Origin of the sequence: Aquibacillus kalidii (assembly GCF_014280935.1) — a bacterium.
Lineage (GTDB): Bacteria > Bacillota > Bacilli > Bacillales > Amphibacillaceae > Aquibacillus_D > Aquibacillus_D kalidii.
On sequence record NZ_JACLZI010000061.1, the window covers coordinates 87,082 to 104,964 of the forward strand.

Annotated in this window: 13 protein-coding genes and 1 riboswitch; of the genes, 9 read left to right on the top strand and 4 right to left on the bottom strand. The window is 36.3% G+C overall.

Annotation, left to right across the window (positions count from 1 at the left end; all coding sequences use genetic code 11):
• The first annotated feature begins 169 nt into the window (after nucleotides 1–169).
• Entirely contained in the window at nucleotides 170–1,336 is a 1,167-nt protein-coding gene (locus H7K77_RS18110; protein WP_186579933.1) for a nucleotide sugar dehydrogenase, read from the top strand.
• 107 nt (nucleotides 1,337–1,443) lie between these two features.
• Here the strand turns inward: H7K77_RS18110 and H7K77_RS18115 are convergent, their stop codons facing one another.
• Entirely contained in the window at nucleotides 1,444–1,956 is a 513-nt protein-coding gene (locus H7K77_RS18115) for a DoxX family protein (RefSeq protein WP_186579935.1), read from the bottom strand.
• Nucleotides 1,957–2,622: 666 nt separating this feature from the next.
• Here H7K77_RS18115 and H7K77_RS18120 point away from each other — a divergent pair.
• Entirely contained in the window at nucleotides 2,623–3,411 is a 789-nt protein-coding gene (locus H7K77_RS18120) for a TerC family protein (protein WP_186579937.1), read from the top strand.
• 173 nt (nucleotides 3,412–3,584) lie between these two features.
• On the opposite strand, the gene H7K77_RS18125 is transcribed toward H7K77_RS18120, so the two are convergent.
• Together H7K77_RS18125 and H7K77_RS18130 are read right to left on the bottom strand one after the other, a co-directional pair.
• Nucleotides 3,585–5,342 carry a putative ABC transporter permease subunit gene (locus H7K77_RS18125; protein ID WP_186579939.1) on the bottom strand — a complete coding sequence of 586 codons (1,758 nt, stop codon included), beginning with the start codon at nucleotides 5,340–5,342 and terminating at the stop codon, nucleotides 3,585–3,587.
• The gene (locus H7K77_RS18130) at nucleotides 5,342–6,124 is read right to left on the bottom strand and encodes an ABC transporter ATP-binding protein (RefSeq protein WP_186579941.1); all 783 of its coding nucleotides are present in this window, start codon (nucleotides 6,122–6,124) and stop codon (nucleotides 5,342–5,344) included. Before H7K77_RS18130 ends, H7K77_RS18125 begins: the two co-directional genes overlap by 1 nt.
• Nucleotides 6,125–6,379: 255 nt before the next feature.
• Between H7K77_RS18130 and H7K77_RS18135 the strand changes: the two genes are divergently transcribed.
• Together H7K77_RS18135 and H7K77_RS21600 are read left to right on the top strand one after the other, a co-directional pair.
• The gene (locus H7K77_RS18135; RefSeq protein WP_186579943.1) at nucleotides 6,380–6,982 is read left to right on the top strand and encodes a TetR/AcrR family transcriptional regulator; all 603 of its coding nucleotides are present in this window, start codon (nucleotides 6,380–6,382) and stop codon (nucleotides 6,980–6,982) included.
• Between the two features lie 120 nt (nucleotides 6,983–7,102).
• On the top strand, nucleotides 7,103–7,237 hold the full coding sequence (locus H7K77_RS21600) for a hypothetical protein (RefSeq protein ID WP_268911934.1): 135 nt from the start codon (nucleotides 7,103–7,105) through the stop codon (nucleotides 7,235–7,237).
• Nucleotides 7,238–7,736: 499 nt separating this feature from the next.
• Here the strand turns inward: H7K77_RS21600 and H7K77_RS18140 are convergent, their stop codons facing one another.
• Nucleotides 7,737–8,282, bottom strand: a complete 546-nt coding sequence (locus H7K77_RS18140; protein WP_186579945.1) for a hypothetical protein — start codon at nucleotides 8,280–8,282, stop codon at nucleotides 7,737–7,739.
• A gap of 1,048 nt (nucleotides 8,283–9,330) precedes the next feature.
• On the opposite strand from H7K77_RS18140, the gene H7K77_RS18145 reads away from it, so the two are divergent.
• The 5 genes from H7K77_RS18145 (at nucleotide 9,331) to H7K77_RS18165 (ending at nucleotide 17,751) form a co-directional block, all read left to right on the top strand.
• On the top strand, nucleotides 9,331–10,125 hold the full coding sequence (locus H7K77_RS18145; protein ID WP_186579947.1) for a zinc ribbon domain-containing protein: 795 nt from the start codon (nucleotides 9,331–9,333) through the stop codon (nucleotides 10,123–10,125).
• A gap of 88 nt (nucleotides 10,126–10,213) precedes the next feature.
• Nucleotides 10,214–12,199: a zinc ribbon domain-containing protein gene (locus tag H7K77_RS18150; RefSeq protein ID WP_186579948.1), complete on the top strand. Its 1,986-nt coding sequence runs from the start codon at nucleotides 10,214–10,216 to the stop codon at nucleotides 12,197–12,199.
• Nucleotides 12,200–12,523: 324 nt separating this feature from the next.
• Entirely contained in the window at nucleotides 12,524–13,435 is a 912-nt protein-coding gene (locus H7K77_RS18155) for an acetamidase/formamidase family protein (RefSeq protein WP_186579950.1), read from the top strand.
• 503 nt (nucleotides 13,436–13,938) lie between these two features.
• A riboswitch (SAM riboswitch) is annotated at nucleotides 13,939–14,048 on the top strand.
• A 258-nt stretch (nucleotides 14,049–14,306) separates the two neighbouring features.
• Nucleotides 14,307–16,271 carry a bifunctional homocysteine S-methyltransferase/methylenetetrahydrofolate reductase gene (locus H7K77_RS18160; RefSeq protein WP_186579952.1) on the top strand — a complete coding sequence of 655 codons (1,965 nt, stop codon included), beginning with the start codon at nucleotides 14,307–14,309 and terminating at the stop codon, nucleotides 16,269–16,271.
• Nucleotides 16,272–16,482: 211 nt separating this feature from the next.
• Nucleotides 16,483–17,751 carry a DUF2254 domain-containing protein gene (locus H7K77_RS18165; protein ID WP_222599443.1) on the top strand — a complete coding sequence of 423 codons (1,269 nt, stop codon included), beginning with the start codon at nucleotides 16,483–16,485 and terminating at the stop codon, nucleotides 17,749–17,751.
• Nucleotides 17,752–17,883 lie beyond the last annotated feature (132 nt).

A 17,883-nucleotide genomic window follows, 5' to 3' on the forward strand; every position in this document is an offset into this window, starting at 1 on the left:
TAATTTAATGTAAAAGATTTAGTATATTGAGAGGTATATTAAATTGTCTAAATATATTAGGGCATGGTAAGCTATTAATAATGAAGTATTACCATCCAATAATTCTTATGACTATTTACTAAGCTTTTAAGATGTAGATTATTAACTTTAAGTAATGGGGTTGTTAAAAGTGAAAATTGCAGTAGCAGGTACAGGATATGTAGGATTATCGAATGCAGTCCTACTTTCACAACAGAACGAAGTGGTAGCTGTTGATGTTGTCCAAGAAAAGGTTGACATGCTTAATAGAAGAGAATCTCCTATCGTTGATAAAGAAATTATAGAGTACTTAACTACGAAGGATTTGAATCTAGTAGCTACAACCGATAAGAAGCTTGGTTATTCTAAAGCAGATTTTGTTATTATTGCTACACCAACTGATTATGATACTGAAAAGAACTTCTTTGATACAAAAACAGTCGAAAGCGTTATCGAAGACGTTCTATCGATTAACCCTAATGCAGTAATGGTTATAAAATCAACAGTACCAGTTGGTTATACAAAGGAAGTAAAAGAAAAGTATAAAACAGATAACATAATGTTTTCTCCAGAATTTCTACGTGAGGGAAAAGCATTATATGATAATTTATATCCTTCAAGGATTATCGTAGGTGAGAGATCTGAGCGTGGGGAGAAGTTTGCAGAATTATTAAAACAGGGTGCAATAAAAGAAGAAATCCCTACTTTGTTTGTGGATTCAACTGAAGCGGAAGCTGTTAAACTATTCTCTAACACCTACTTAGCGCTTAGGGTTGCGTATTTTAACGAGCTTGACACATACGCGGAAGAAAAAGGGCTTAATACGAAGCAGATTATTGAAGGGGTAGGGTTAGACCCGAGGATTGGGACTCACTATAATAATCCATCTTTTGGTTATGGTGGGTATTGCTTGCCGAAGGATACGAAACAAATGAAAGCTAACTACGCAGATGTACCGAATAATATCATCGGAGCAATCGTTGACGCAAATTCGACTAGAAAAGACTATATAGCATCTAAGATAATGGAGAAAAACCCAAACAAAGTGGGAATCTACCGATTAACAATGAAAACAGATTCAGATAACTTTAGAGCTTCATCAATTCAAGGCATCATGAAACGAATCAAAGATAAAGGAATTGAAGTTGTTATCTATGAGCCAACTCTTCAGGATGATGTCTTCTTTGGTTCACAAGTAATTAAAGACTTAAATCAGTTTAAAGAAATGTCTGATGTTATTGTTTCTAATCGTTTGCACTCTGAATTGGAAAATGTAGAAGAAAAGGTTTATACGAGAGATTTGTATAATAGAGATTAAAAAAACCGGTGTCGGTGCCTGTCACCACCCGTTTTTTGTTGGATTATGTCGTAAAGAAAGAGCCCGGTAATCGCTTGGTTGAAAGCGGTACTGGGCTCTTTTTGTGCTTAAACCTCTGCTGGTGTTTTAATTTCTTTGTTTATTTTTTTAGCAACGATACCTTTTAAATAAGGGATGGCATATCTGTCTAGTCCGAATCTTCCAGCGTTAGCTCCAGCAACTACGATGAATGTAGCGAGAAGGATCATTTGACCGTTTGTGCTAACTGTTCCACTGAACAAGAAGCTAAAGTTCATTACCATTCCCATTAGAGTTGCAAAGTTAGTAAATAGTCCAAGAATCAACGCAATTCCTACTAGTACCTCGCCCCACATTACTAAGAAGGTGAATAGATCAGCGTTTGGTAATGCTACGTTTTCCAAGAATGCTGCCCACCAGCCTTGTACAGCTGGGTGATCACCACTTGATTTAGCTATTGCACCTTGTAGGAATCCACTAGCATCAAAGCCTCCACCTGTAACTTTTCCATAACCTGCATGTAAAAATTCATATCCTAGATATATACGAATAATTGCTAATACGCCACTCACAACTTTGTTATTTCTTAATAGTTCTAACATGTTTATCAGCTCCCTAATATTTTTGTTTGTTCATCACTTCACATTTTGTTCTTCAAGAATTCTTGCTTGTCTTTCTATGTTTAGATAATAACATGTTTAAAAAGTATAAAAACAACTTTGTTCACTAATTCACATTTAGGTAACAGAGTTTTGAACAATATGTGAAAGATGGTTATAGCTATTGACATTTATTACTACAGAGAAAAAATATCTCGTCTAATGAAAGTTAACTAGGTAATATAATCAAATGTAGATCTTGAGGGAATGAGTCTTAATTAAATGTAAATGCGTCAACTAACAGGAGAAATACTCCACCATTGAAAGGATATGCGTCAACAAATATATAAATCCACCTGATCAGCCGTCTTAAGCGTCTAATCATAATTTAGTGGAATAAAATCTCTTGGCACTTCTTTCATTACTAATTTGGAAATGTTTTTTCCTATACAATCTAGCAAAAGTTTGGTAGATTTATTGTAAGAGTATAGGGGAGTAGCTTTAACAGTAAATGTCGTCATGACAGAGTAGATAGACTCTCGGCATTACTGGCGACTTCACGTTGTTAGCAAGACCTTTACCCATTTAAGGGTAGGGGTCTATTTTTTATGTGAGACATGCTAACCAGCTACTTCTTTTTATTTGTTAAATCAGAGAGGGGAAACACCATTGGAATCTATTTGGTTAGAATATGGGTGGACACTATTAATCTTAATAGGTCTAGAAGGTTTATTATCCGCAGATAACGCACTTGTGTTAGCTGTTATTGCAAAACACCTACCAGGTGAGCAAAAAAAGCGTGCAATTAATTATGGTATTATAGGTGCATTTGTTTTTAGATTTGCAGCGATTTTTGCGATTTCATTTTTGGCTAATGTATGGCAGGTTCAAGCAATTGGGGCTGCGTATCTTATTTATTTAGGTATGAAACATGTTATTGGCCACTATTTTGGTTCAGAAAAGGAAGAAGAGGAAGACACTGTTTCTGCTGGAAAAGGGTTCTGGCCCACAGTTGCCAAACTTGGCTTGGCTGACCTTGCTTTTGCGATTGATTCGATTCTAGCAGCGGTGGCACTTGCACTCGCACTTCCAGATTCTCCACTACCAAAATTCGGTGGAATGGATGGAGCTCAATTTGCGGTAATCGTAATCGCCGGGCTTGCAGGTTTAATCTTGATTAAATATGCGGCTACTTGGTTTGTAACGCTTCTGAATGATCGTCCAGGATTAGAGACAACCGCTTACTTAATCGTAGCGTGGGTAGGAGTCAAGCTTGCTGTTATTACTTTATCTCACCATGACGTAGGCATTTTACCAGAGGAATTCCCACACGGTATAGCTTGGACAGCGATTTTCTGGAGTGTTCTACTGCTTACGGCTGTTGGCGGTTGGTTCCTGTCAGGAAGAAATGCTAAGGATAGTGATTCAAGCAAGACTAAAGAATCATCTGCTAGCTAATCAGAATAGAGATAGAGAAGATTGAATATATTAGTTTTGTAGGGAAGTCGTTTTTTTATAATCCCCATTACCTGTCGAGGTAATGGGATTTTTAATGGAGTTTTGTGAAAAGTAGAAAGAGTAGTAGGATACCCTTTCTGCTTGATTTTTTAATGTATTTTTAATAAAAAAGCTTAAAAGAACTTTCCAGACTTTTTACTAAATGAAGCTGATGAGGTGTTTCGCACAATTTCGATCTCAACACCCTTGTCAATTTTACGACCACTTAAAATGGTGAATAAATAGGTAACTCCTAATGAAAAGACTAGCATGATTACTACGCCAACTATCCAAACGATAATAGGGTGTGCTGCTTTCCAAGATAGTAAGGCCATTACGATATTAAGTACCCCGCCCCAGAAACCTGTGACGCTAGCATCCTGTAATGGATCGAGGATGTCTGTAGGCAAAATAAGTAATATATATGGGATTAAAGCGATAATCAAATAAATATAAGACGCAAGTAGTAAAATCAGTGATGTACTAAACTTCAATCTTTGCTGTGGATTATTTGGATTATGCTTTGCACCGATCGTACCTAACCAAAGGCCGATTCCACTTATACCAAGTGTTATAACCATTTTCATTGCAACGCCACCAATGAATGGAAGCAATGACCATTTTAAGAAAATAGCTACGATAATTTCAATGATGGTTAAAATGATAAAAGGAATTAACCAGCTAATCCATAGTTTACCTAGTGCAATATCCCTTCCTGATAAAGGCAAAATCCGTAATATCCATATTGACTTTCCTTCTCTTGCTATTGAGGAGCTCGCTATTTGTCCATTAAACATAGCGTAAACAAATAGCAGGATACCTTGTGCAATTGGCCAGGTTATTTGGTTCGGCCCTTGTAAATCACTAAGTTTGGCTCCGCCTGAAAGGGCACCGATTACACCGAAAACGATGAAGAAAATAATCGGCATAAAGATAAGCCATTCTCTCATGTCACGTTTTATTGCATAAAATTCCTTCTTACCAACAGCGATGATCGGATGGTGTAGTGTAGGAGCTTTTAGTTTTGAGGCAGATATTTTTTTCTTTTTTTTCTTAGTAGATGTCCCTTCACTTAATTTGATCCATCCAGTTCGAAATCCTTTTTCAACTAACATAAAGGTAATCAGCATAAAAATAATAGCTAAGGCAACGGTCATGGCAAGTGGTACTATAAACCCAGCCGATCCACTAATGGATGTTACAAGCGCATCACTTACCCAGGTTACTGGAACCCACTCTGGGAAAAGAGGTAGCCCTTGTAATAATTTATCTGACAGGGGTTGATCGTCTAAATAGGTAGGCAACATGAACATTAAATAAACAAGAATCCCTGATAAGAAACTCATCATCGTCATAAACTCATTTGCTCTATTTGCTGGGATTAATTGAATTAAGGCTAAATTGAATAAATAAGCAATAGACAAGCCAATGATTAGAACAGAAAGTAACGCTAATAGTGCAACAGCATAGTAAAGAAAATGTGCGCTCATCAATATACCATATAGGTATAACGGGATAAGAAATAGGATGAAAAGTAGTAAAGGTATGCCGATGAAGCTTTGAATATATTTAACCCAAAATATGTGACGGGTTTTAATCGGCATTGTAAATAGTAAATTAAGGTCAGTCGCTGCATATAAGCTTTTAAATACTTGAGGTACCCCTAATAGGATAATAAAGCCAATTGCCGCCAAGGAACCGTAAGAAACTAATCCAGCTAAAACTGGTTCGGTGATCATAGAGCCCATTTTCCAGACGCTACGTGAAAGAAAGTATAATAGAGCACCAAGAACTACAGCTACGATCAAATAACTAAGATAATTTACTTTTCGCTGAGTCCGTAGGGTGTTAATCGCCATTTTCCATTGATTTCTTAATAGCAGTTGTATCATTATTTATCACCATCATCAGTTATTTCGTTAATTAATGCTTGCTCATCTTCGCCACCAGTTAATTCTAAGAATATATCTTCTAGACTTTGATCTGCTTTTCCTTCAGCACTCTTTAACTCCTCCATCGTACCCAATGCAATAATGTTTCCGTCGAGAATAATTCCAACCCGATCACACATCTGTTCGGCAATTTCAAGAATATGTGTAGAAATAAAAGCAGTCATCCCTTCATCGCAAAGCTTACGTAGTAGGTTTTTAAGACTACGTGCACTTTTAGGATCTAGACCAACTGTTGGCTCATCAAGAAATAATACAGCTGGTTCATGTACTAAAGCACCACAAATGGCAATTTTTTGTTTCATCCCATGAGAGTAGCTTTCAATCAGGTCACTTGCTTGATTAGATAGGTTGAAGATACTTAACAATTCCTCAGCTTTAGCTTGGAAGCGATCCTTTGGAAGCTGAAAAACGGACGCAACAAATTCAAGATAATCCCAGCCAGTTAGCTTTGGATAAAGGTTTGGCTGATCAGGGACATAGGCAATCTTTTTCTTGGCATCAATGGGGTGCTGCCAAATGTTAATGCCATTAATCTCTGCAGAACCGCTACTTGGCTCTAGTAGCCCAGTTAACATCTTTATCGTTGTCGTTTTTCCAGCTCCATTTGGTCCAAGGAATCCAAATAATTCACCTTTTTGCACCTCAAAGTTAAGTTGCTTAACCGCATCATGTTTCCCGTACGTTTTTGCTAAATTAGTAATTTTAATCGCCGATCCACTCATCACGTATAACCTCCAAATAATTAAAAAATGTATGTAACATTTCGCATAGTATCTAATACGAAACTAGGAACCTAAAAGTTTCATATTTGGGGTGCCTGTCACCACCCGAATTTTCTTGTTTCACGGGATTGTTTCACAGATCTGCTTTTATTTATGTACTGTTAGGTATAATTTTCCTTGACGTGATTGCTAATAATATAGGATAATACTCACGAGTAATATAATTCAATAAATATAGATAGAGGTTTATTATAGATGGCAAAAAGAGGCAGAAAAGCTGGGGCAAGTGGGGAAGAAAGTAGAGCAAAATTGCTCGTCATAGCAGCAGAAGAGTTTGCAGAAAAAGGATTTTATGAAACAAAGATTAGTAGCATTGTAAAAAAGGCTAACGTGACACAGCCAACTTTTTATCTATATTTTGAAAGTAAAGAAGCAATATTTAAGGAATTAGTAGAATCTTTTCGAGGTAAGCTGTTTGATTTGGCAGCTGGTAGCAGAATTGAAACGGGCCTTGCACCTGAAAAAGTTCCGGAAAGAATTATCCAAGGATTATCAGCGATCTTTACTTTGTTTAAAGAAAATATCAATGAAACACGTATTGGCTTTCTTCAATCATCTGAATCTGAAGAGATAAAGACGCAATTAGCTTCCATGATTGAGCTTAATTTAATTGCAGAGCGTGAGGATGGCTATTTTAATGTAGCGTTAGATATGGGTACCGTTGCTGAGAGTTTGGTTGGAATTATGGAAAGGCTAACGATTACTCAATTGTTTAAAGGACTTAAAGAGCCAAGTCAAATAGCAACGGAGATTGTTAATCTTTTTTTATTCGGAATGCTACCTCCTAGTACGGAATAAACTGTTTTAGTTGGTAATATTTTTTGGAAACAAGTGGTGGGATAGCTTAATTCACACTCTAGTTGAACCAGATTAAATGGCTTCCTATAATTTGTTAACTTGATAGGGGATGATTAGTTAATGGATTTGGTCAACGATAAGGTAGGGGAAGCTGTAGATAAGGAATGGCTTATATTAATGCTAATGGCAAAAGATGCGGGAATCCCACTAGAGGAAGTAAAAGGGTTTGTTAGAAATGGTGTAGAGAATAATTAAGTAAATTCACTAGGACAAAACGCTCAGATATGAAAACATCAGAGCGTTATTTTTTATGTACAAACAATTAAAGCATCAATTATTATTTACAATAAATTAAAAGCTCAAAAGGTTCTGTCAACACAACTTATACTGTCTCACTTAGTTGGTAGTATTATATCGATTAATGGAATTATTACTAATTTCAAAAGTTAAGTGCTTTTCCTGCCTTTTTTAGAAACAAAAACAATAATGAAAAGAAAAAATGTAGATATGAAAATCGCATGAACATATGATTCTACACCACTGCCAAATAACAATAAACCTATATAAAATAAAAATGCGAAACAATAAATTATTGCTGATGTATTAACGATTACTTTATCTGATTTTTTCATGTTTATCACCATCATATAATGTTTATAATAGAAACCTTTAAGTGAATAAGTCTTTCAACTATCAGGAAGAGCGAAAGTACTGCCAATTTCAAGAGTTGCTTATTAAATTCCTGCATTAGTTATTAATCTGGCTTAATAGTCAAAAGTTTTCCCTCATCTGGAGATAATTTATTCCATTTATAACTTCCCAAATATACTTCATTTTGCGTGGTTAAATAATATTCACTTTCTGTCACTTTGATCTTCTTATCATTAATTATTAGATAATAGTTGTTTTCTTCTTGAATTTTTCCTTGAACAGTTAGTACACCATGACTTTCGTATTCATTTAGTTTAAAAAACGTAAAAGTGAAAATCCCTATAATGGAAGCCGCAACAAATAACCCTTTAATGCCAGATTTTAATTCGGGAAGGACCCTTCCTCTTATTATCAAATATCTAATTCTATAAAATATATAAATCAATAGTAGGAATGGAGTGATAAGCATTAAGTTTGCTGTTGATGATATGATTTCGTGTAAAGAATAGCTATAGTCCGCAATTGCTTGTATATCTCCTAATACTAATCCGACAAAAAATAAATATGTACTCCCTAATAAACAATATAGGGCTACTTTTTGTTGTTTATATGCTTTTTCCTGTGTGTCATAGCGTGTGTAGCTTTGCAAGTTTTCATTCTCCTCCCTTACTAAGCAAAATTCCTTCCCTTAGAAGAAAACACTATTATCTAAATCCTATTGATAAGAACGTTTAAAAGTCTTTAAATTTTCAACATAGCCACCAACTACAACAGGATGAATTGTAAATGATAAACCTACTGAATACTGATAAAAGAATATGGATAAAACCAAATGATTAATAAGGTAGTATGTACAATTAACTATTAGTCATTTTAAAACCCTAGTATTTTTCACACTGGCACCTTCATTTTAACATAAATATCCTTAATTTTTTTGTATATATTGATCAATAATAAGCAGTTTCAATTTACGTTCTGATTGAATCAACTAGTTTGTAATCTGAAAAAGTGAAAAATAAAAGAAGGGCCCTTCTGTAAAAAGGACCCTCCCTTATAATAAATCCTAACGAGTTTTGCCTCTTGCGTTAGATCTCGCTCCTCCACGACGTTGCTCTGGAGGCTTTTTACCTTCGCCGTTCTTTTTTTCTCTATTATTTGCTACTCCGTCTTTTACCATTAAAATCCCTCCATGTAGATGCTTTTTAACTTAGAGTAAATTTTGTCATTATAACTGTTTATATGTAAAAACAGCTAGTAATAGGTTGACCTGAAAAAAGTGAAATATGCATATTCGTCTTCCGTATAGAGAGGGGATATTGAGTAAAATATACGAAGGTACTTGAGACAGAGGGTCAGGTCCAGTGTCCCGTTAAATTTTTAACTTCGCATAGTGTATGAAATGCTTAAATTGTTTTCGTAATTATTCAGTTTTCAGATGAACATATTTAATAGGTGATTTGACTTATTATTTTCGATGTATTGCTACTCTGTTCCAGACCAATGCAGAACAGACTACACATTTCTCCCAAAAAACTTGTCGAAACCACTCGACTTATATGGTACAATATTCCTTATATGTTTGTTGATTTTTGTAGTTTTCATACCTCTTTTGCACTAATTATTTTATTGTTATCGTTTCGGGTAGGTAAATGTACATAATTAGCAAACATTCCTAATACAGAAGGAGGAATAATTTTATGCATTGTACTCAATGTGGTGTTTTGAATGAAGCAGATGCGAAATTCTGTGCGGAATGTGGTTATCAGGTGTCTTTGTCACAAAGTGCACAGAAGCAAGCAATTAATGCAAATGAAGAGATTGCGGCAACACAACAAGTTGACGTAGGTCAAGTAAGCAACAATATGGATTATGCTCAATTAGGTAAGAATGTAGCAAGTGAATTCTTGGGGTTTGCTAAGAAAAGCATTGCTAGTCCTATGAAAGCTAGTAGAGAAGTATCGAGTGAGGATAAAGTAAGTGGAATTATCACGCATGTGTTGTTTGCCTTATTATTACCGCTATTTTCATACTTTGCAGCAAAGGGATTGAGTGCAGGTTACATAGAAGTACCTTTCGGGGCATTCGTGGTTAGACCATTCTTTTTCCTATTAATCTATTTAGCTGTTTATTCAGCAGTTGTCTTAGGTGTGTCAAAGTTAATGAAATCGCAGGTGAATTACATTGAAGTAGTTGTACGCTTCGGAGTTTTTAATGTATTACCAGTAGCATTGCTTTTATTAGCCGTACTATTTTCTATATTGTCAGTACCTGTATTCAGCTTTATTCTTTTTGGAACAGGAATTGGACTGTTCTTCGTTTCGTGTATCGCTATCATCTTCTCAGTAAAAGAGAATGGTGAGGGGTTAGATGTATTTTACGGACTTATCCTTGCGAACATTGCAATGTCTATAATTTTTATGATCATAGGCGATAGTATCGTTGGTAATCTTATAAACCAAGTAGAAAATATGGTACCATACGGCTTTTATTAAAAAATTGTAAAAATAGGAGGCACCCATTGTTTGGGTGTCTGTTCTTTATAAAAGAATTATTCTTACTAATCAAGGGGGAAACACGTAAATGAAATTTTGTACCTCTTGTGGTTCTGAGCTTAAGGAAGATGCTAAGTTTTGTACTGAATGTGGAAAAAAGGTAAAAAATACTCCTCCACAACAAAATCATGATGGCCCACCAGAAACTTCAAACCACAATGAAGAAATATATATTAACTCTATTGAAAACCAACCTAGCTATGAAACAATTTCTAGTAATAAAAACGAATCTAGCCCTATTCGACCTGAACAAGAGACATCTCAATCAAATAAACGAACCGGTAACAATACTGGAAAAATACTGACCAAAAAACGATTAATCGCTATTATCATTCCAATACTTGTGTTACTTGGTGTCTCGACTTGTGGATATTTTTATGCGAAAAGCATAACAGAACCCCTTCATATTGTGGATGAGTTTAAATCAGCTGTAGAAGAAAAAGATGTGAATAAACTTCAAGAGTTATTCATTAGTCAAGACGATGCTGAACAATTAAATAAATCAGATATAGAAAAGATTGCTGATTTTCTTCATGACCATCCTGAAAATTTAAACCAAACAGTAGATGCTTTAAACGAAGAAGTAGAAGAGGGCGAGAGTCAAGAACACAACTGGTTGTCGTTGAAGAAGGATGGTACTAAATATTACTTTTTTGATGATTACAAACTTGAAGTGCAACCTATATCTCTGCGATTAACAGCAAACTTTTCTGGAACTGAAATATATGTAAATGATAAATTTGTTGAAACGTATGATAACGAACCGATAATGATTGATCAACTAACTCCTGGTTTATATACCGTTCGTGCTGTATATAGTGGAGAATTTGGTGATTTTGAAAAAGAACTAGATATCCAAACTTTAGAATATGAAGTGGCTGATATTTCAACCAATATTGAATTTGATGGACATTATATTTCTTTTAAAACGAACAATCCAGACAGTATTTTATATATAAATGGAGAAGAAATAGGTAAGCTGAGCAAACTAAAAGAATATGGTCCAGTTGCGACTAATGGTTCAATGAGTTTTCAAGCAAGGTATGATTATCCTTGGGGGCAAGTGGTATCTAAAGAAGTGAGTGTTCAAGATACAAATGTAAAATCTATTGATTTAAATTTAGAAGCTGTAAATGAACAACTTGAAAATGATGTGATGTTCACGATTAATGAGCATGTTAATCAGTATATTCGTGCCTTTACAAATTTAGATAGTAATGAATTCACCTATATGGTTAATGAGGAATATATCGATCGAATTAAGGATAACTTTGATTCCCTAAACGCTGATAATTTGAGGTGGTTTGGTAGGGCAGTTAGTACCGAATACGATTTGGGAAGTATCGAATTAACGGACAAAGATTCCTATGTTGTTAATGTTTTGGTTGACATCACTTTTGAATCAGCTTATTACGAAGTTGGAGAAGATCCTAGTGATTCTACAACAAAGGAATCCTCTTACATTTGGAATTATGAATTAACTTTTGGTAAGGAAGAAAATCAGTGGTTCATTACAAATAGTAAGGAAGTAGATTCCTTTAAGACAGATGATAGAGAAATTCACAACTTTGACGCAAGCCTTACATCTATAGAAATGCCATCTGACGAGTATGACTTTATTATTAATGACAGAACGGAACTAGAGAAGATATTGAAAATTGCGAGGGAAGAGGGGAAACTAGGTCCATTTAGTAAGAGTATGGAGCAAAATGATTTGGCATCTATCGTTAGCAAATTTGGAGAACCAGACGATATGTATGTTGCTCAATGTTCAGAATGCGATGATTTTGATATGGCCTTCTATGGCGATTATGGTGTGGACATTCTCTATAACCGAGTGGCTTTCTGGCTGCAAACCGATTTAGTTAGATCAGAATTGGAGGAAATCCTTGGAGAAGCAACACGCATGGATCATGGAATGTACTCTTATGCTATATACGAAGGTGGCAATTATACGCTTTCTGTACTTTATGAAACAATGGATGAAAAAGGCATTGTTTATATTTCGGACTAAAATGATGGGGAATAGAAATTGCTCCTAGTAGAGTGGGAAACAACTGAAATAGCTTACTATTTCAGTTGTTTTTTTGTGGGACTGAGGGTCAGGTCCTCTGTCCCACAAGTCCTACCAACCAACTTTATAATGCTTTAATTGATAGTTGTTGTTTTTCTTACCAAAGTAACTATAGACTCCTGGTGTCATCTTGATTAGGATAAAGTCAACTATGGTCCAAAGTAACAGATCTCAGTTAAAATGTAACAGAGTCAAATTTAATTTTAATGTATATGATTAAAAGGTAGAGGCCAATCAACTGGTTGAAAAGGAGATGTAACAACAATGGTTTTTAAACTTGCTAAATCTACACCTGTTTATAATTTTAGTAAATATCACCACCCCTCAATTACTGTGGAAAATGGTTCGACAATTGAGATAGAAACGTATGATTGTTATGAAGATCAAATACAATCGACCGATTCAACATATGAGAGTTTAGATTGGGATAAGGTCAACCCAACAACTGGTCCTATTTTTGTAAGGGGAGCAGAAAGAGGAGATATTTTAGTTGTAACGATTGATGCGATAGAACTTTCTGATCAAGGAGTGATGAGTGTCAGCCCAGGCAAAGGCGTACTAGGTGATCAAATCGAGAAATTTGAAACAAAAATAATCCCAATTAGAAATAACAAGGCGATTTTCGATGAAAGGTTAGAAATTCCGCTTAACCCAATGGTTGGAGTAATTGGCGTAGCACCTTATGCTGATCCTGTATCTAATGGTACCCCTGGATCCCATGGTGGGAATATGGATAACAAGATGATTACGACAGGTACAACGCTTTATTTCCCAGTAGCTACCGATGGCGCGTTATTTGCCTTGGGTGATCTTCATGCAGCTATGGGTGATGGGGAGGTATCTGTTACAGGGATAGAAATTGCGGGAAAGGTTACCGTTACATTCGATATTATTAAACAGGTAGCTCTTGCAAATCCACTGTTAGAAACGGTGGATAAAATTGCAACGATTGCTTCGGCAAGAACATTGGATGAAGCTGTAAAAATATCAGTTGCCGATATGGCAAAATTATTGCAAGGGAAAATAAACTTATCCTTTAGCGAGTTAACGATGTTATTCAGTGCAGTTGGACAAACAGAGATTTGTCAGGTTGTTGACCCACTAATGACAGCAAGGTTTGTTTTACCAAAGTGGGTACTTGCGAGTTATGGGGTTGAATCGTTTTTAGGAGAGTAATGGGTAGGGAAAGGTTGCTCCTTTTCTTCGTTCTAAACTAAATATCGAATAGGTAAAAGGAGTTACTCATACTTAAGTAACTCCTTTTTTCTTATTCGACAAAAATCGGGTGGTGACAGGCACCGAAAAAGTATTCATGCTTTACAAATTACAAATATATTCCCTGTTCATCCAATTAATAGTCTACCAATCATAAACTTCTTTGGATTTTATCCTACATGGGAAACATTGATTGGCCAGCTAGCACTGTTAGCATTTGTACTGTTCCGCTATGTACGAGTGGAGCGGAGGAAAAAGGTGTTAAAATCACAAGTAGTGTAAGTGGTTAGCGCTCGGCTAGGTCCAGTGGTTGTTATAAAAGCTAACAGAATGTAGGATTATGGTAGCACGGACTTACCTCCCAATTTTCATTATTACTAACTTTTTTGAAAATTCTGTATTGACATTATAAAAGTTAGCCTGTAGGTTATAGATAACAAAACAACAACAATTACATATTTTTTCTCTTATCAAGAGTAGGTGGAGGGACTGGCCCTATGAAACCCGGCAACCGGATTATACTGACGTATGATTACGGTGCTAATTCCAACAGTATTTAACTGTAAGATGAGAGACCGGAGCGCGGAATTTTGTTCAGGGTCTTTCTCTATGAGGAAGATCCTTTTATTTTTGTCAGAAAAGCAAAGGAAGAAGGTGGCTATATGAAAATCGGATTTAAACATGGTTAGAACAGCGGATAAGGTGAGATGGGCAATGTTTCGTATTTAAAGTTGCCTTTGATAGGGGGAGGAACATCTTAACTGATCCTGAAGATAAGTATTTCAATGTCTAAGTTTTATAATAATAAGGTTAGTGAGAAAGGTGAGGTAAAATGACAAAAACAATTCATTCGGAACGCTCCCAACAGTTTTTAGAGTTATTGAAAGAAGGTAAAGTAATAGGTGACGGGGCAATGGCTACGTTAATGCATCAGTCGGGTGTTGCATCTCGTACGTGTTTTGAGTCATTGTGTATCAAGAACCCAACCTTAGTAAAAGAGGCGCATATGGCTTATCTTGCTGCTGGGTCTACCTTGATCCAGACTAATACGTTTAGCGGGCACAGGCTTGGACTCGAGCGTTACGGTTTGGAAGATAGTGTATGGGAAATTAATCGTGCAGCTGTAAAAGTGGCGCGAGAAGCAGCAGAGTCTTTTCGAGAACAAAATCAGGTAGAACATGACATTTTTGTGTTCGGGACTATTGGCTCAACAGCTGATCTAAAGACTCCTGACTTCGGGAATCAGGGATCTAGATTATCTCTGAGGTTAATTTTTGAAGAACAATTGGCACCACTATTAGAAGAGTCAGTAGACGGAATCTTACTTGAGACATTTGCTGATTTGAGAGAATTAGAACTCGCTGTGGAAACAGTTCGTCGTAACACAAATTTACCTATTATTGCTAATCTATCACCGGAGGCTGTTGGTGTTACGAGGGATGGGTATGGTATTGAAGAAGCTTTCTCGGTGTTAGAAAAGGCTGGAGCAAATGTTGTTGGGCTTAACTGTAAACTTGGCTTATCTGGTATTCTGAGAAGCTATGAAACGCTGAATCTAAAACCAACATCCCACTATGCTGCTGTTCCTAATAGTGGGATATTACATATGGTTGATGGGGAGTATTCCTATACTGGTAATGCGGAATATTTTGCGGATAGAGGTGCTGAGCTTTTTCAGAAAGGGGTTAAATTTATCGGAGGGTGCTGTGGGACTACACCTGACCATATTCGTGCGTTGGTTGAGCGGATTGAGAAGCTTTCTTTGGATGATAGTGTAGAATTAGTTGTTCGTAGTCATGGTGATTCGCATAACAATGCTGTTGAAGTAAAAGAAAGGAAGGCTGCTCAAGTAGAATTGTTGACCAAATCAGTACGGAGTGGACTGACGAATAATCCGCCTAAGAAATCAATTATCGAAAAAGTCAGAAATGAACCTACGATAATCGTAGAGTTAGATCCACCGAAAGTATTAGATGTCGAGGAGTATTTGCAAGCTACGAAAGAACTCCAGCAAGCAGGAATCGATGCGCTCACCATTGCTGATAATTCTTTAGCTACTGTGCGTGTCAGTAATATGGCAATTGCTAGTTTAATTAAAGATATGGGAGTGGAGCCACTTGTACATGTGGCTTGTCGCGATCGAAATCTAATTGGTCAACAGTCTCATTTAATGGGTCTACATGTTTTGGGGGTTAATCATATACTGTTGATAACCGGTGATCCATCTAAGTTTGGTGATCTACCGGGTGCGTCATCGGTCTTTGATGTCTCCTCTATTGATTTAACGAAAATGGTTAAGAAGCTAAATAGTGGAATTGCTTTCTCTGGGCAAGCATTAAAACAGAGTTCCGATTTTTGTGTGGGAACATCTTTTAATCCACACGTTAGGAATTTCAATCGAGCAATCGAACGTTTGCGACGGAAGCTTGACGCTGGGGCTGACTATGTTATGACGCAGCCTATCTATGATAAGGCATTGTTTGAACAGATCGCCCGCGCAGTCGAAGAGTTTGATGTGCCAGTATTTGTTGGGATCATGCCAATGGTGAGTAAGCGAAATGCGCAATTTTTGCATAATGAGGTACCAGGTATGCAGATCCCTGAATCCATTCTAACGCGCATGGATATTGAATCGAAAGAAGAGGCGACACGAGAAGGGTTAGCCATTTCAGAAGAACTCATCCAAGAAGCACTCCACTACTTCAACGGCATTTATCTCGTAACCCCATTCCTACGAAGCGAACTAACCGCACACCTAACCCGCTACATCCACGACATCAAAGCAAAAATTAGATAAGGTGCCTGTCACCACCCGTTTTTTGTCGAACGGTGATATGACCTCAAGTCCTTATTTTCAGGGGTTGGGGTTATTGTTTTATTAATTTGGTGTGAGCTGTTTGGAAATGTTTGTCCGATTGAATATTCTTCCTTTGGGAAACCGATACTTTGAATTAAGACTAATCTTTGAAGTGTTCAAGGGAGGGTTAATAATAACGAAATTTCCAAAAGTGTTACTAAATATTAGAGATAGTTTTTGGTTTGTCCCTACATTATATAGCATTGCTTCGTTAATCCTAGTGATTTCCTTTCACATTGTTGATGAGTTGGTCCTGTCAGATATTAGTGATAAAGTACCAAAAAATTTAGTCATTAATGAACAGATTGCCAAGGGGATATACTCCTCCTTAGTAACCGCAATTTTAACAATGACCACTATCAGTTTTTCTGTTATCATGGTTGTTTTATCTACCTATTCATCACAGTTTTCTCCGAGGACTCTACAAGACTTTATGCAAAGTAGAATGACACATCATGTATTGGGTGTGTTTTGTTTTGGATTTATTTTCGCACTCGTTAATCTAATGTTAGTTGGTCAGCACGATACAATTATTGGCCCACTTTTAATGATCATCATATCAATTCTGTGTTTAGCTTTTTTTATTTTCTTCATCCATCATGCTGCAAAGTGGTTGCAAGTGAGTAGTCTGATCGGAATAATTCATACAGATAGTAAAAAGGTGATTGAACATGCCTATTCAGAACAAAAATTTGGAGAATTTGAAAAGTGGGATGAGCGAGAATTAAACCAAATAACGAGTCAGAAAAGGTTTATCCTTCGAGCTGATACCACAGGTTATATTCAGAAGATAGAATGGATGCACCTTGTAAATTGGGCCAAATCACATCGTTGTGTCATAGAATTAAATGAACATATTGGTAATTATGTAATGGAGGATTTACCGCTTCTAAGCATTTATAGTGTGGAACAGCAGCATGACATCAATAAAATAAGAGAATTTATTGTGATTGGTGCAGAGCGAACAGATTTAGAAGATATCGAATTCATTTTACAAAAACTTGTGGAGATTGCAGTTAAGGCACTTTCACCATCTATAAACGATCCTGATACGGCAATTAACTGTATAAACAGAATTGGGTCGATACTCAACCACTTGGGAAAGGTGTATAAAGATATAAGATATTTGACAGACAATCGTAATGACTTACGATTAATTAAATCAACGAAGCAATTTGATGAATATTTTTATAAGAGCATATTAAAAGTATTTTATTATGGGAAACAGGATGTCTTTGTATGTTATAGCCTTTTAGAGGTATTGTATAAAATGGCTTTAGCCAATCCAAAGCCAGCTATTAGAAGAAAAATCAAAGTATATCATCACTATATATCTGAATCCATTAATTGGAACGAGTTCGACCAACTAGATCACGAACACCTCCAAGCCATTTACAATCGCTTTGAAGAAGTTGAATAATAAAGTGCCTGTCACCACCCGGTTTTTGTCGAATATCGGAAGAGCGCTCGTCCTTTTGTGACAAATTTCGGGTGGTGACAGGCACCCTAATCTGTTACTATATAACGAGACATGTATGATGGGTTAAAGGGG